Annotated in this window: 12 protein-coding genes; 5 read left to right on the top strand and 7 right to left on the bottom strand. The window is 62.8% G+C overall.

What is annotated here, in order from left to right; translation table 11 throughout:
- Window positions 1-12 precede the first annotated feature (12 nt).
- The 3 genes from LA343_RS08965 to LA343_RS08955 all read right to left on the bottom strand — a co-directional run bounded on the left by LA343_RS08965 (window position 13) and on the right by LA343_RS08955 (window position 2,628).
- Entirely contained in the window at window positions 13-804 is a 792-nt protein-coding gene (locus tag LA343_RS08965; RefSeq protein ID WP_039910942.1) for an ABC transporter permease subunit, read from the bottom strand.
- Window positions 801-1,766: an ABC transporter ATP-binding protein gene (locus LA343_RS08960; protein ID WP_025402991.1), complete on the bottom strand. Its 966-nt coding sequence runs from the start codon at window positions 1,764-1,766 to the stop codon at window positions 801-803. Before LA343_RS08960 ends, LA343_RS08965 begins: the two co-directional genes overlap by 4 nt.
- Before the next feature lie 175 nt (window positions 1,767-1,941).
- Window positions 1,942-2,628 carry a LysE/ArgO family amino acid transporter gene (locus tag LA343_RS08955; RefSeq protein ID WP_224209148.1) on the bottom strand — a complete coding sequence of 229 codons (687 nt, stop codon included), beginning with the start codon at window positions 2,626-2,628 and terminating at the stop codon, window positions 1,942-1,944.
- Between the two features lie 127 nt (window positions 2,629-2,755).
- On the opposite strand from LA343_RS08955, the gene LA343_RS08950 reads away from it, so the two are divergent.
- Window positions 2,756-3,667: an ArgP/LysG family DNA-binding transcriptional regulator gene (locus tag LA343_RS08950; RefSeq protein ID WP_025402989.1), complete on the top strand. Its 912-nt coding sequence runs from the start codon at window positions 2,756-2,758 to the stop codon at window positions 3,665-3,667.
- Between the two features lie 60 nt (window positions 3,668-3,727).
- On the opposite strand, the gene ilvD is transcribed toward LA343_RS08950, so the two are convergent.
- From ilvD to LA343_RS08935, 3 genes are all read right to left on the bottom strand, one after another.
- A complete protein-coding gene (gene ilvD, locus LA343_RS08945; protein WP_039910941.1) occupies window positions 3,728-5,584 on the bottom strand; it encodes a dihydroxy-acid dehydratase in 1,857 nt (618 codons plus the stop codon).
- Between the two features lie 4 nt (window positions 5,585-5,588).
- The gene (locus LA343_RS08940) at window positions 5,589-6,197 is read right to left on the bottom strand and encodes a PH domain-containing protein (RefSeq protein WP_025402987.1); all 609 of its coding nucleotides are present in this window, start codon (window positions 6,195-6,197) and stop codon (window positions 5,589-5,591) included.
- A gap of 93 nt (window positions 6,198-6,290) precedes the next feature.
- Entirely contained in the window at window positions 6,291-8,114 is a 1,824-nt protein-coding gene (locus LA343_RS08935) for a mechanosensitive ion channel family protein (RefSeq protein WP_025402986.1), read from the bottom strand.
- A gap of 464 nt (window positions 8,115-8,578) precedes the next feature.
- Between LA343_RS08935 and LA343_RS08930 the strand changes: the two genes are divergently transcribed.
- The 3 genes from LA343_RS08930 to ilvC all read left to right on the top strand — a co-directional run bounded on the left by LA343_RS08930 (window position 8,579) and on the right by ilvC (window position 12,085).
- Entirely contained in the window at window positions 8,579-10,441 is a 1,863-nt protein-coding gene (locus LA343_RS08930; protein ID WP_025402985.1) for an acetolactate synthase large subunit, read from the top strand.
- A complete protein-coding gene (gene ilvN, locus LA343_RS08925; RefSeq protein ID WP_025402984.1) occupies window positions 10,441-10,947 on the top strand; it encodes an acetolactate synthase small subunit in 507 nt (168 codons plus the stop codon). Before LA343_RS08930 ends, ilvN begins: the two co-directional genes overlap by 1 nt.
- 121 nt (window positions 10,948-11,068) lie before the next feature.
- Window positions 11,069-12,085, top strand: a complete 1,017-nt coding sequence (gene ilvC / locus LA343_RS08920) for a ketol-acid reductoisomerase (protein WP_025402983.1) — start codon at window positions 11,069-11,071, stop codon at window positions 12,083-12,085.
- A 467-nt stretch (window positions 12,086-12,552) separates the two neighbouring features.
- Here the strand turns inward: ilvC and LA343_RS08915 are convergent, their stop codons facing one another.
- Window positions 12,553-13,038 (bottom strand): VanZ family protein, encoded by a 486-nt coding sequence (locus tag LA343_RS08915; protein WP_052337662.1) that lies wholly within the window; start codon window positions 13,036-13,038, stop codon window positions 12,553-12,555.
- A gap of 327 nt (window positions 13,039-13,365) precedes the next feature.
- On the opposite strand from LA343_RS08915, the gene LA343_RS08910 reads away from it, so the two are divergent.
- Window positions 13,366-14,595 carry a GTP-binding protein gene (locus LA343_RS08910; RefSeq protein ID WP_025402981.1) on the top strand — a complete coding sequence of 410 codons (1,230 nt, stop codon included), beginning with the start codon at window positions 13,366-13,368 and terminating at the stop codon, window positions 14,593-14,595.
- Window positions 14,596-14,679 lie beyond the last annotated feature (84 nt).

The raw sequence follows: 14,679 nt of genomic DNA, 5'->3' as shown, positions 1-14,679 counted from the left end.
CACCCCGGCGTGTCAGCACACGTCGCGCCGGGTGAAAGCGGCATAACCCAGCGCGAACAGTACTGCGCACAAGCCCGCCAGCAGACCCATTCCGCCCCAGGCATTGCCCGTCTGCAGCGGGGAATCACCATACGCCCAGTGGTAGGGGGAAAAGTAAGACAACCAGTTGAGGTTGGTGGTGGTCCGTGTGATGGCGTCGAATATGTAGGACACCACAGTGAGCGCGGCGCCGGCACCGTTAGCCCAACTCGGGCGCCCCGTCATGGCGCCGACGGACAGGGCCGTGATGCCCGACGTCAGCGCTAGCATTCCCCACACGCACGTGGTGATCACAATGTGACTCGGCGCGAGGCCGAGATCGGACGGGCCGTTGAGAATCAGGATGGCGGTGGCCGCGATGACGCACAGAACGACAACGCGCACGGTGAGAGCGAGCAGACTTTCCAGGGCGTAGCGCCCACGCCCGACAGCATGGGTGAGAATCATCTCTAGCCGTCCTGAATCTTCGGCTCCGGCAATAGCCTTGGATCCCCAAGAGATGCAGGCGATGGCGGCGAGCACGTAACCCAGCAGCCCGAAGAACGTGGCCTGGGTGTAGCCGGCGCCCGTGGCGATGGAATCCATGCCGAAGAAGCCGGACATCTGCTGGGGGAGGGAGTCAACCATCTCCGTTAGGGCGGGAGAGTGGATGCTCGGATAGATCGGCAAGTACACGCATAAGACAGCGATGAGTGCGAGTGACCAGGCGATGAGGCCGCGGATGCCGTCGCGCAGCTGCCAGCGGAGGATGGGCAAGGTGGTCATGATGCGCTCTCCGAATGTCCGTAGAGTTCCAGCACGGATTCTTCGAGGTCCGGCTCCTCGAGGGCAAGATCGCGGATGGTGTAGTTGGCGAGGGCTTTGATGGTGGCGTCTGGCTCGCCGCGCAGGAGACCGGAGACCTGTACGACGTTGGATGAGGGGTCCGCCTCCGCGCTAGTCGCAGTGCCAGTCGTAGCGCCAAAGCGGCGAACCACGAGATCCGACAGCCCATCGCATTGCTCCAACTGCACGCTGAGCTGCTCGGGATCAGCGCCAGCAACCACAGCACGAATCCGAGACGTACCCGCCAGCCGGAGCGATGCAACATCACCGTGCGCCACGATTGAGCCCTGCGCCAGCACCGCAGCGGCATCCGCCGTGTACTGGACCTCCCCGAGGATGTGCGAGCTCAACAAGACAGTCTGGCCATTATCTTGAGCCTCACGGACCAGCCCCATGAATTCACGCTGCATGAGCGGATCCAAGCCGCTAGTCGGCTCGTCGAGGATGAGCAGCTCAGGGGAGTGCATGAATGCCTGGATCAGGCCCAGCTTCTGTCGGTTGCCCTTCGACAGCGAGCGGACGGGCCGGGCGAGATCCAGGTCCAGCCGTTCGGCAAGGGCGTCGATCCTGCCCGGCGGCACCCGCCCACTGATGCTGGCGAACCGCTCTAGCAGGGAGCGCCCGTCGCAGCGCTCGTGGAATTGCACTTCCCCCGGCAGGTATCCGATCCGTCGACGTAACGCGGGGCTCGCCGACTGTGGGGCGCTCCCCAGCACTAATATTTCCCCACTATCAGGGCGAATGAGATCCACCAGAATGCGCAGGACCGTGGACTTGCCAGCGCCATTCGGGCCGATAAGGCCGTAGATGCTGCCGCGCTCGACAGTCAGGTCAATGCCACGCACAGCATGCACCGCGCCGAAAGATTTGTGGAGGCTGTGCGCCTCAATCACTGGTGTCATGATCGCCCTGCTCTGCGCTGGCTGCGCTGGCTGCGCTGGCTGTGCGCCAACGTTGTCGCCGTCGCCGCGCCGACTCTGTGCCGACTCTGTGCCGACTCTGTGCCAGCTATCAACCAACGCGCCAATCGCCTTCTAAGGAAAGCTTAAGCCGGGTCATCCGAGAGCGTCAACGGTGCTACATCGCGAACGCGATGCGCGCCGCAACAGTCAAGATCATCACACCGATGCCGATATTGATCCACGACCACACCTTCGGGCGAGACAGCGGACCGGCCAGTGCCCGCGCACCATAGCCCAAAACTGGGAACCACAGCGCAGTAGCGCACAACGCGCCCGCGCCGACCGCAATAGCCATGTCGCCGAACTGGTTGGCCACGCTGCCCAGCATGATGCCGTCAATGTACGCGCCGGGGTTCAACCAACTCATCGCCAGCGCCGCCATGACCGGGCCGGTAACGGACACAGCAGCCTGTCGGGTGTGCGAGGATACCTGCACCTTCGTGGCCACCTGGCCGGAGCCGGTGGAATCGTAATCACCGCTCACTGTCACCCGGGGCTCATCGGTGCCACCGAAAGAGGCGGGGGCATTTGCGTACGTTGGGGCGTCGGACGCAGAGAGGGATTGTGGCGACCGGGCATCGCGGAAACAGGTGTAGGCGAACCAGAGGAGGTACGCCACGCCGCCCCACCTCAGCAGAGTCAGCAGCCACGGGGCTCGCTCAACCACGGCCCCCACGCCGAGGATGCCGAGTGCCACGAGCACGATGTCGCTAATCATCACGACAGCGAGCACCGGGGCCAGCGCGTGTTTGCGCAGGCCTTGCTTAATCACCAAAGCGTTCTGCGGACCAATCGCAACCATAAGCGAAATCCACAGAACGAAACCCTGAATCATAAGATGTAGCCACTGATTTTCCATGAGTCTTAGCGTAAATTTGACACTCAATGAAGGCAATCTAAGCGATCTAAAGATACGTTAGAATTGCTTCATGGCCTACCGACACCTGGACACGCTCCTCGCCATCGTCGATCTTGGAAGCTTCGACGCCGCCGCCTCCGCCCTGGGCATCAGCCCCAGCGCGGTGAGTCAACGCATCAAAACCCTGGAGTCCGAAGCGGGCCGTGTGCTCATTCGACGCAGCACACCGCCCACGGCGACCCCGGCTGGGGAGATCCTCGTGCAGACCGCGCGGAGGATGCAGCTGCTGCAGCGGGAAGCGTCGCTGCACCTAGGTGGAAATCTCAGCGCCGTGCCGCTGACCGTGGCCGTGAACGCGGACTCGCTGGGCACGTGGTTCCAGCGCATCCTGCCGGACGTGGGAGCCCTGACCACCATCGACCTGTACATCCGCGTGGAGGACGAGAAACACTCGCTGCGGCTGTTGCGACGCGGCGACTGCATGGCGGCCGTGACCACGGAAGGCAGCCCCGTGGCCGGGTGCCAGAGCGAATACTTAGGCATTCAGCGCTACGTAGCGGTGGCGGCGCCGAAGGTCGCGGCACTGCTGGATAGTGGGGAGCACACGTTCGCTACGCTGCCGGCCGCGAGGTTTGGCTCGAAGGACCACATGGAGGAAAGCTTCCTTGAGGAGCACTGGGAGGAATTCGATTCGGGCGTGCACGGCCCGGGGAGGAGCCCCGAGCGCCGGTACGAGAACAGGCGGGAATCGCGGGTGCCCTCGTTCGAGGCGCTGACCGCCGCCATGGTGGCGGGAACCGGGTGGGGAATGGTGCCGGAACGCCAAGCGGCCCCGCTCATCGAACGGGGCCTGCTGGTGTGGCTCATGGAGGGCAAGTACCTGGACGTGCCCCTGTACTGGCAGCGCTGGAAGGTGGAATCTCAGCAGCTGGAGCAGCTCAGTGACAGCATCCACGCCGCGGCGGCGGTGGAGTTGCTGTAGGCAGGCGCGGAGCCTTGGACTCGGAGCTCAGGGTGCAGGGCTCTGGGCTCGCGGCTCTGACTAGAGCTCGTAGTCGACCTGGCGCACCGCGCCCTTGTCCGCGCTGGTGGCCATCGCGGCGTAGGCGCGCAGTGCCTTGGTGACCTTGCGCTGACGGGTGGTGGGCTTCCACGGACGCTCGGAGGCCTCCATCTCCGCCCGGCGCTCGGCCAGCTCCTCGTCGGAGATGTCCAGGGTCAGTCGGCGGTTGTGCACGTCGATGGTGATCGGGTCGCCGTCGCGGACCAGGCCGATAGCGCCACCGTGGGCAGCCTCGGGGGAGATGTGGCCCACCGAGATGCCGGAGGATCCGCCGGAGAAGCGCCCATCCGTAATCAGTGCACACTTCTTGCCCAGGCCAGAGCCCTTGAGGAAGGCGGTCGGGTGCAGCATTTCCTGCATACCCGGGCCACCGGACGGGCCTTCGTAGCGCACAACGATCACGTCGCCGGGCTGCACCTTCTTGTCCAGGATCACGCGCACGGCGTCCTCCTGCGACTCCACGACCAGAGCCTTGCCCTCGAAGTGCCATAGTTCCTCGTCGATGCCGGCGGCCTTGATCACGGCACCGTTTTCGGCGAGGTTTCCGCGCAGGATCACCAGGCCACCGTCTGCGGTGTAGGCATGCTCGACGTCCCTAATCACGCCCTTTTCCGCATCCGTGTCGAGGTCCGACCAGCGGTTGTCGGTGCTGAAGGGTTCGGTGGTGCGGACTCCGCCGGGAGCGGCGTGGAACAGCTCGATGGCTTCCTCGCTGGCTTCGCCGGAGCGGATGTCCCAGTGCAGCAGCCATTCCTTCAGTGTGGCGGAGTGCACGGAGTGCACGCCCTCGTTGAGCTTGCCGCCGCGGTACAGCTCGCCGAGGATCGCCGGGATGCCGCCGCCGCGGTGGACGTCTTCCATGTGGTAATCCGAGTTCGGGGAGACCTTCGACAGGCACGGAACGCGCTTGGACAGCTCGTCGATGTCGTGCAGGCCGAAGTCCACCTCGCCCTCCTGGGCGGCGGCGAGGATGTGCAGCACGGTGTTGGTGGAACCACCCATGGCCATGTCCAAGGCCATGGCGTTCTCGAAGGCTTCGCGGGTGGCGATGCTGCGGGGCAGCACGGATTCATCGCCTTCGCCGTAGTAGCGCTTGCACAGCTCCACGATGGTGGTGCCGGCCTTGGTGAACAGGTCACGACGGGCGGCGTGGGTGGCCAGCGTGCTGCCGTTGCCCGGCAGGGACAGACCCAAGGCCTCGGTGAGGCAGTTCATGGAGTTTGCGGTGAACATGCCGGAGCACGAACCGCAGGTGGGGCAGGCGGCCTGCTCAACCTTGAGCAGGGACTGGGCATTGACGGCCTCGGAGGCAGAGGCGGAAATGGCGGTGATGAGGTCGGTGGGGGCCTGTGCCACGCCGTCGACCACCACGGCCTTACCGGCTTCCATGGGGCCACCGGAGACGAACACGACCGGGATGTTCAACCGCATTGCGGCGTTGAGCATGCCGGGGGTGATCTTGTCGCAGTTGGAGATGCACACCAGGGCGTCGGCGGCATGGCCGTTGACCATGTATTCCACGGCGTCGGAGATGACCTCGCGGCTGGGCAGGGAGTAGAGCATGCCGGCGTGGCCCATGGCGATGCCATCGTCCACGGCGATGGTGTTGAACTCGCGGGGCACACCACCGGCGGCGCGGACGGCGTCTGCCACGATCTCGCCGACGTCCTTGAGATGGACGTGGCCAGGGACGAACTGGGTGTAGGAGTTGGCGATGGCGATGATCGGCTTGTCGAAATCGTCATCGGACATGCCCGTGGCCCGCCAGAGCGCACGCGCACCTGCCGCGTTACGGCCCTGGGTGGTGACGGATGATCGCAATGGGATGGCGTTCATGAAGTTAGTGCTCTTTCTTGGAATTGTCCTGGGATGCTGCTGCTTCTGCTTCAGCTTCTGCCTCGCGGCGCCGCGCGGCCTCGTATTCGGCGTATTCGTCCTTGTCCATCAGCACGGCGTAGCCGTCCTTGTGAACAACCTGAACCTTGTCTTGCGCCGCCATGCGTCCCGGGGTCACCGGGTCCGGAATGCGGCCGTCGCTGGCCTCGTGCAAAGCGACGAGAGAATTAAACGTCACACCGGGCAGCCAGAACTGGGTGTCATCCTGACGAGCGGCGAACGCGCGGCCTCGCTTACTAAAGCGGATGGACTGAAAATCGTCCCAAGCCACGGACTGGGAGCGGCGGAAGAGGTACTTCGCCTCAATCCCAGAGCCGCCCACGATGGTACGCGCTCGCAGCACCCACACGATGAAGAGGATCGGCACAAGCGGAACCCAGAAGAACCATTCCACCTTGTAACCCGTGAAAATCAGGCAAATGAGGAACATGAGAAACCCGCCGAGGATGTGCTCTCGGCTGGGTCGCAGGACGGTTCGTCCGGTGCTGTCGGACGCCTGCGGAACCGGCCGCTGCGAGGGCTGGGGTGTGGGATCGGAATCCTGAGAGCTCATGATTGCTATTTAATCAGTTCCTCCGCGAGCCCATCTAATTCACCCTCGTTCCGCCCTCGGTTGCCCTAGCTGGTCAGGGCCAGCTGGTCTGGGTCAGCTGGTCTGGCTTGCCGCCGAGCTCGGCTGGGCGCTGCCAGTACCTGTCTGCGCCCCACCATTACCGCGCCCCGCTGCGTTGGGCTGGCGCTGGGAGCCTTGCTGCTGGGTCGGTTCATCCTGCTGCGGCTGCTGCTGGCTCGTGGTCGGCGAGGTGGTTTGCTGTGGCTGTTGTACGTTGCTGGGCTGCTGCGTGCCGCTCGTATCAGTGGGTGTTTGGGTGGCCGGGGCCTGCTCACTGGTCGGTTCTGGGGTGGTCGACGCCTCACTGGGCTTGTGCTCCTGGGTCGCCACGGGTTTGTCATCGCGCCAATGATCGGGGGAGAGGACACCCGCGCTGGCCCCTTCGGGGTTGCTTGAGGCCAGTGCCAAGCCGCCCGTGAGAATGAGGCCGAGGATGAGGCCCGTGGTGGACGGGCGGATACGACCACCGATGCTCAGAGCATTCTTGAACTTGGAGTCGTAGGTGTCTCCACGCCACACGCCGTTCCAGATGTCGTCATCATCGGTGGAGTCGTTGGAGTTAGTGGAGTCAGTGGAGGCGGTAGCGTCGGTAGCGTCGACCGGCGCGGTGACGTCGGACGGGGAGCCCGGGCCGTCGTCCTTGTCGGGCGCGGATTCCACGGCGGCTGCGTCTTCCGCCGGCTTGTCCTGAGCGTCGGCTCCTGCGCTGGCCCTAGTGCTGGACCCAGCCTTTACATCAGACTTCGAGTCAGCCTTGGCTCCCGCTGCAGCCGCAGCCACTCCCGCAGCACCCGCTGCTGCTCCCATTGCGGCCGAGCTCTTTCCAGAATCCGCTGACCCGGTGGACTTCGAGGTCTGATCAGCTCGCTGGAACACCTGCGTGGGCGCGTCGCTGGAGACATCCTGCTGGTTGGGCTTCACCGAATCGTGCTTCGAGCCAGCGGAACCGGTCTTCGTACCTTCGGATGCGCCGGGGGATGCGATCGTTTGGGCGTCGCCGAAATCGGCTTGAGCGAAGGCCGAGGGCAAATCGTAACGATCCCAGAACACGTTAAGCAGGGCGGAGCGAATGACGCGCTCCACAGCCCACTGACGAGCCGGGTTCACCACGACCATGGTGCGGAAGTTCACCTGCCACGACTGGCCAGCGGCGGTCGGGGCAACGAGCTTGGTGGCGGGCAGGATCTCGACCTCGCCGATGACATCGTCCTTGATTGAGGGATCGTGGATGGCCTCGGACGCGGTGTGGTTGACGCGCTCCAACAGATCATCCATGGACTCGCCGGACTGCAGCGGAATGGCCAAGTCCACCACGGCGCGCGACCAATCCTGCGAGAAGTTCGTAATCACACCCGCGGAGCCGTTTGGAACCGTCACGACCTCGCCCGAGGGAGTGCGGATCCTCGTGGCGCGCAAGGTCAAGGCCACGACCGTGCCTTCGATGTCACCCGAGGTGCCGTCGAAGCTCACGTAGTCCCCCACACCAAACTGGCGCTCTGAGATGATGAAGAAACCGGCCAGGAAGTCCTGGATCACCTTCTGCGCGCCGAAACCAACGGCGGCGGAGACCACGGTGGCGGGAAGGGCGGCGCTCATCGCGGGCACACCGAGGTTCGTCAGGGCCAGCAGGATGACGATGAAATAGGCGACAATCTGTACGACGTAGACCATCGCGCCGACCAGCGCGAGGCGGGCCTTCTTCGCTTCCGCGCCAGCGTGGCCGCGGTTGGCGACGATACGAATGGTGAGGCGGCCGATCCTCGGGATGAGGATGGCCACCAACGTGAGGGCAATGAGGGGTATGCCGTGGGCGACGAACCACTCCCACAGTCTGAAGAAGTAATAACTGAAAGCCATGAGAGCGGAGTGTAGACCACAAATCTGATAGCTCACTGGGAGAGGTGGCTCGGTGGTGGATTGGTGGCGGCTCGACGGCGGCGAGAGATGGCGAGAGCTTGCGAAGGATGGGGTATGTGTATGCAGGTGGGCTGGGTTTTTACACTCGTAGAGCCAAGGGTAAGTGTCCACTAGGTGAGATAAAAAAGTCATTATTTGGGAAATTGGTGGTCACATGGCTTGACTTGGTGGCCCGATGCCGATATTCTCATGGGCATGACTTCACACCTCATTATTCGAGTACTCGTAACTGAGGGGCGCCCCTAGCACCCTCGGTAGCTCGAACTCAGGCGCCCCCGGATACCGACCCACCAGTCGGCTACTCGGGGGCGCTTGCGGTTGAATAGTTGAAGCCAGGATCCTGAGGCACACGCCTGAGGGGCCGCATCTCTTGCCAGAACTCATACCAAGGAGCGAAAGAAAACGTGACGAACACTTCACGCTCGCAACCCAGCCCAGCCACAGTGGCGCAACAAAGCCGCGGCAAGAAGTCGGAACGAATTAACGGTGCTCAGGCCGTTGTTCGCTCCCTGGAAGAACTCGGCACCGACGTAGTGTTCGGCCTGCCTGGCGGAGCTGTCCTTCCCCTCTATGAGGCACTGTACGATTCCACGAAGCTCAATCACGTGCTCGTGCGCCACGAGCAGGGCGCAGGCCACGCAGCCACCGGCTACGCCCAGGTGACTGGCCGGGTGGGCGTGTGCATCGCCACCTCCGGCCCGGGTGCCACGAACTTGGTGACCCCCATTGCCGACGCCAACATGGATTCCGTGCCGATCGTCGCCATCACCGGCCAGGTGGGCAAGAACCTGTTGGGCACTGACGCCTTCCAGGAAGCCGACATCCGCGGCGTGACCATGCCGATCACCAAGCACAACTTCATGGTGACCCGCCCGGAGGATATCCCCGGAGCCATCGCCGAGGCCTTCCACGTGGCATCCACCGGTCGCCCCGGTGCGGTTCTCGTGGACATCCCCAAGGATGTGCAGAACCAGGAGATGGATTTCGTCTGGCCGCCGACCTACGAGCTACCCGGCTACCGCCCTGTCACCACGCCTCACTCGCGCCAGATCGAAGAAGCCGTGCGCATGATCAGCGCGGCCAAGCGTCCGGCGTTGTACATCGGCGGCGGCGTGATCAAGGCTGATGCCCATGAGGAGCTCAAGCGCTTCGCCGAAGCCAACGACATCCCCGTGGTGACGACGCTCATGGCCCTGGGTGCGTTCCCGGCCTCCCACGAGCTCTACATGGGTATGCCCGGCATGCACGGCAGTGTTCCGGCCGTGGCCGCGCTGCAGCGCTCTGATCTGCTCATCACCATCGGTGCGCGCTTCGATGACCGGGTGACCGGCCATGTGGATAGTTTCGCACCCGACGCCAAAGTCATCCACGCCGACATTGATCCTGCGGAGATCGGCAAGATCCGCGACGCAGATGTTCCGATCGTTGGCGATGCTCGTGAGGTGCTTACCGCACTGCAGGACGCGATGGAGAACCTGGACCTGAAGAAGCCGGCGACGAAGGGATGGCTGAACTACCTCAACAAGCTGCGCGAAGACTTTCCGCGCGGTTACGAGGAGCAGCCTAATGACAAGCTGGCTCCCCAGTTCGTCATCGAAACCCTGTCCCGGATCGCAGGACCGGAGGCCATTTACGTGGCCGGTGTGGGCCAGCACCAAATGTGGGCAGCGCAGTTCGTGGACTACGAAAACCCCCGCACGTGGCTGAACTCCGGTGGCCTGGGAACCATGGGTTACTCCGTGCCCGCGGCCATGGGCGCCAAGGCCGGTCAGCCCGACAAGACCGTGTGGGCCATCGACGGTGACGGCTGCTTCCAGATGACCAACCAGGAGCTCGTGACCTGCGCGGTGGAGAACCTGCCCATCAAGGTCGCCTTGATTAACAACGGCAACCTGGGCATGGTGCGGCAGTGGCAGACGCTGTTCTACGAGCAGCGCTACTCCCACACCAACCTGAAGCCCGGTGAGAAGTACCTTCCGGACTTCCTCATGCTGGCCGAGTCCATGGGCTGCGCGGCGTTCCGCGTCACCAAGGAAGAGGATGTGGAGCCGACCATCCGCAAGGCTCAGGAAATCAACGACCGCCCGGTGGTCATCGACTTCATCGTCGGTGAGGACGCCCAAGTGTGGCCCATGGTGGCGGCCGGCACGTCCAACGAAGAGATCCAGTACGCACGCAACTTGCGCCCGCTGTTCGACGAGGACTCCTCCGCAGCGGAGACCCCGGCAGATATCCACGAGGTCACTCAAGAGGGAGAGCAGAACTAATGGCCGAGATCCAAACCCTGTCCGTGCTGTGTGAAGACGTGGACGGCATCATTTCCCGCATTTCCGGCATGTTCACGCGCCGGGCGTTCAACATCATCTCCATCAGCTCTGGCCGCACCGAGGTGGAGGGCGTCAACCGCATCACCATCGTGGTGGAGGCCGAGGAGAAGACGATCGAGCAGATCACTAAGCAGCTCAACAAGCTGATCCCGTTGATCAAGGTCTCCCGCCACGACCCTGAGGCGATTGTGTCCCGTGGCCTGTTGCTGGTGAAGGTCTCGGCGGACAACTCGAACCGAACCCAGGTTGTGGAGTCCGCGAAGCTCTTCCGCGCGCACGTGGTGGATGTGGGACCCGATTCTCTCATCATCGAGTGCACGGGTACGCCGTCGAAGCTGCAGGCGTTGCTGGATGTGATGGAGCCCTTCGGCATCCGTGAGCTCGTTGAGTCCTCGCTGACGGCGATCAGCCGTGGACCGAAGGCGATGTACCCGACGCGCTTCTAGCTGCACTTTTGCACTGTGCTTGATGCGGGGTGTCACTATGTGGGCACCCGCGTCCCACTATTTGAAACTAGAGCTGCTATAAATGTAGGCAGTCAACGAAAGGAAACCGAGGAAACCCATCATGGCTATTGATGTTTTGTACGACGCAGACGCAGACCTGTCCATCATCCAGGGCCGCAAGGTAGCTGTTATCGGCTACGGCTCCCAGGGGCACGCGCACTCTCAGAACCTGCGCGACTCCGGCGTGGAGGTTGCCATCGGCCTGCGCGAGGGCTCCAAGTCCCGCCCGAAGGCTGAAGAGGCCGGCTTCAAGGTCATGACCAACGCTGAGGCCGCCGAGTGGGCAGATGTCATCATGCTGCTGGCTCCCGATACCTCCCAGGCCTCCATCTACGAAAACGACATCGCCCCGAACCTCAAGGACGGCGACGCTCTGTTCTTCGGTCACGGCCTGAACATTCACTTCGACCTGATCAAGCCCGACGAGAACATCACCATCGGTATGGTCGCTCCCAAGGGGCCAGGTCACCTGGTTCGCCGTCAGTTCGTCGACGGCAAGGGCGTGCCCTGCCTCATTGCTGTTGACCAGGACCCCAAGGGTGAGGGCAAGGACCTGGCCCTGTCCTACGCCGCAGCCATCGGTGGCGCTCGCGCTGGCGTTATCCCCACCACCTTCGAAGCTGAGACTGTCACTGATCTGTTTGGCGAGCAGGCCGTGCTGTGTGGTGGCACCGAAGAGCTGGTCAAGACCGGTTTCGAGGTTCTCGTTGAGGCTGGCTACGAGCCGGAGATGGCTTACTTCGAGTGCCTGCATGAGCTGAAGCTGATCGTGGACCTGATGTTCGAAGGCGGCATCAAGAACATGAACTACTCCGTGTCTGACACCGCTGAGTTCGGTGGCTACCTCTCCGGTCCGCGCGTCATCGACGCCGACACCAAGAAGCGCATGAAGGACATCCTGTCCGATATTCAGGACGGCACCTTCACCAAGCGTCTCGTTGCCAACGTTGAGGGCGGCAACAAGGAGCTGGAGGAGCTGCGCGCTTCCTACAACGATCACCAGATCGAGAAGACCGGTGAGAAGCTGCGCGACCTGATGAGCTGGGTTAAGGTCGACGCCCGCGCAGAGACTGCGTAAGGGGAGTTTCCCAGGCGCTCTTTTGAAGCGCCCTTTTGAAGCGGCCTTTGGTAGCAGCATTTCGAAGCGCGCTCTTTTGAACGGCTATTCAGAATCGTGCTGTCTCAGCGCATCGCTTGAGTGCTCAGCGACACCGCCCCAGTGCACCGCTTGAGTGCTCAGCGACACCGCCAGAGCGGGTCGCAACCTCATCACGCCCCTGGCGCCTCGTGCGCCAGGGGCGTTTTGGCGTCTTAGACCTAGCATGTGCTTGGAATCGACCCCGAAATCGACACGGTAGCAGATGTGAAGCGAAAAGATTGCTCGAAATGTACATTTTCGGGCTCCAAACGTACCCCTTCGGTACAACATTTCGCAGCACATGTGCTACATGGGGGGGTAGAGGGCCCGCGGGACCTGGCCCCGCGGGATTTCAGGCCCGCGGATTCTGGCCCTGCGGAGCCTGCCCTGCGGAATTCTAGCCTCGGCTAGACGTCCACCACCTTGTTGGGATCGCCAAGCCGGTCGCCCAATCCCACCAGGATCGCAAAAATCACACCCAGCGCAATCGCGAGCCACACCCACACCTTGTGGAAGCGAACTCCACACAATTTCGCCACTCCGGCACCAATAAGAGCACCGAGGGTGTTCATCATGAGGTCGTCGATATCCGTGTAGCCCAGAGCGAACACATATTGCGCCGTCTCCATGAGAATGCTGGCAAACGCGCCGATGATGACCGTGTTCCGGATCGGATGCTGCCCGCCCATTCGGTAAAGCAGCACGTAAATCAGGATCCCGAACGGCACGAAGAATGCGATGTTTCCGCCGAACTCAAAGACCGGGCCGAACCACGAGTGGGTACTCCGCAGCTCATCGAACGGGATGAGCGACAGGCCTCGACGTCGCTGATTCGCCGGATTCCACAAATAGCCGATGCGGTAGAACGCCTTGAGTGTCGTCAGCGCCACCATGACCGCCGTGTAGGACGTCAACGCGACAAGAATCCACACCGGCTTCACCGACTGGTCGACGGTATCTCGGGAGGCCGTTGTGTGGTTCCGTGTGTGAGCTGGAGTGTCGGCTGGAGTGTCGGCTGGTGAGGGAGTCATAGTCCTCGCTGCTTCTGACGTGTGTTGTGGGCGCTCTGTTGCCTGAGTATCGCAACTGTAGCAGCCTCTGGGCCGTCGAGCCTGGCCACTGCCAGCCGCAACAGTTCGTGTCAAACAGCCGCCCAAGCTCCGCACTCCAGACGGCACCCCAAGTGAAAACCGTTTCCAACAATGGGTTAGGTTATCGACATGAACGATTCGCCGAACTCGCCCCAGCAAAATCCAGCCCAGCAAACCCCAGCCCAACCAGCCCACTCAGCCCGCCCAGCCCAGCCAACCCCCGTCACCGTCCTCTCCGGCTTCCTCGGCGCCGGCAAAACCACCCTCCTCAACGACGTCCTCGCCAACCGCCATGGCAAGCGCGTCGCGGTCATCGTCAACGACTTCTCCGAAGTCAACATCGACGCCGCACTCATCGCCGGCGAAGGCCACCTCACCCGCGGCGAGGACCGCTTCGTCGAGCTCACCAACGGCTGCATCTGCTGCACGCTGCGCGAAGACCTCATCGAGTCCGTCGGCACGCTCGCCCGTTCCGGCCGCTTCGACCACATTCTCATCGAATCCACCGGCATCTCCGAGCCCATGCCCGTCGCCGCCACCTTCGAATGGACGTGGGAGGACGGCACCCGCCTCGCCGATATCGCCCCAATCGACACGATGGTTACTCTCGTCGACGCCACCAGCTTCCTCACCCATATCAGCCAGAAACGTTCTTTATTCGACGCCAACATGCCTGCCACTGCCGATGATGAACGGATGATTGCAGATCTCCTCGTCGACCAGGTGGAGTTCGCGGACCTCATTTACATCACTAAATCCGATCTGGTCTCTGAGGCGATCTATCACCGGGTGGAACAGCTCGTGCGTCGGATGAACCCGCGGGCAAGGGTGGAACGGATGGTCGATGGCGAGGTGGTCGTTGGGGAGGCTGGGGGTGGCGTCGACGATGGGTGCGGCGAGGATGTCGGCGAGGATCGAGGCGAGCGGCGCATCCCAGCGACCGAGGCGATCCTCGGCGCACACCTCTACAGTGAGGCGACGGCGCGCACCTACGAGGGATACCTCGACGAGCTCGCCAATCCGCACACTCCCGAGACGGAGGAATACGGCATCAGTTCCGTAGTCTTTCGAGGGGATCGGCCCTTCGATCGGCAGCGGCTAATCAACGTCCTACGTAGTACAAGCGGTCTAGTTCGCTCCAAGGGCTATTGCTGGGTGGCCGATCAACTCGAGATGGTACAGCTCTGGCACCAGGCTGGCCCTGACCTGCGCATTCAGCCGGTGGCGTACTGGAAGGGCACCGATCGGACCCCTGTAACGGAGGTCGTCCTCATCGGCGTCAACATTGATGGTTATGCGATCATGCGCAAATTGGGGGAGGCCATGCTGAGCGATGAGGAGTTAAAGGATATGCTGTAATGCGTCGCACGCCACACTTGGGAAGGCGTGGTCCTCATCCGAGTTGGCGCGGTCGTTCCAGCTCGAATGGGCAGCATTTTCCAC

Origin of the sequence: Corynebacterium falsenii (assembly GCF_020099275.1) — a bacterium.
Lineage (GTDB): Bacteria > Actinomycetota > Actinomycetes > Mycobacteriales > Mycobacteriaceae > Corynebacterium > Corynebacterium falsenii.
Note: the sequence above shows the minus strand (reverse complement) of the source record. Positions and strands in the feature narration are given on the sequence as shown.

Bases quoted from the DNA above. Each gene is read 5' to 3' on its own strand.
- LA343_RS08910 (WP_025402981.1), top strand. From the start codon at position 13,366: ATGAACGATTCGCCGAACTCGCCCCAGCAAAATCCAGCCCAGCAAACC.
- LA343_RS08960 (WP_025402991.1), bottom strand. From the start codon at position 1,766: ATGACACCAGTGATTGAGGCGCACAGCCTCCACAAATCTTTCGGCGCG.
- LA343_RS08950 (WP_025402989.1), top strand. From the start codon at position 2,756: ATGGCCTACCGACACCTGGACACGCTCCTCGCCATCGTCGATCTTGGA.
- LA343_RS08955 (WP_224209148.1), bottom strand. From the start codon at position 2,628: ATGGTTGCGATTGGTCCGCAGAACGCTTTGGTGATTAAGCAAGGCCTG.
- ilvD (WP_039910941.1), bottom strand. From the start codon at position 5,584: ATGAACGCCATCCCATTGCGATCATCCGTCACCACCCAGGGCCGTAAC.
- LA343_RS08935 (WP_025402986.1), bottom strand. From the start codon at position 8,114: ATGGCTTTCAGTTATTACTTCTTCAGACTGTGGGAGTGGTTCGTCGCC.
- ilvN (WP_025402984.1), top strand. From the start codon at position 10,441: ATGGCCGAGATCCAAACCCTGTCCGTGCTGTGTGAAGACGTGGACGGC.
- ilvC (WP_025402983.1), top strand. From the start codon at position 11,069: ATGGCTATTGATGTTTTGTACGACGCAGACGCAGACCTGTCCATCATC.
- LA343_RS08915 (WP_052337662.1), bottom strand. From the start codon at position 13,038: ATGGTGGCGCTGACGACACTCAAGGCGTTCTACCGCATCGGCTATTTG.
- LA343_RS08940 (WP_025402987.1), bottom strand. From the start codon at position 6,197: ATGAGCTCTCAGGATTCCGATCCCACACCCCAGCCCTCGCAGCGGCCG.
- LA343_RS08965 (WP_039910942.1), bottom strand. From the start codon at position 804: ATGACCACCTTGCCCATCCTCCGCTGGCAGCTGCGCGACGGCATCCGC.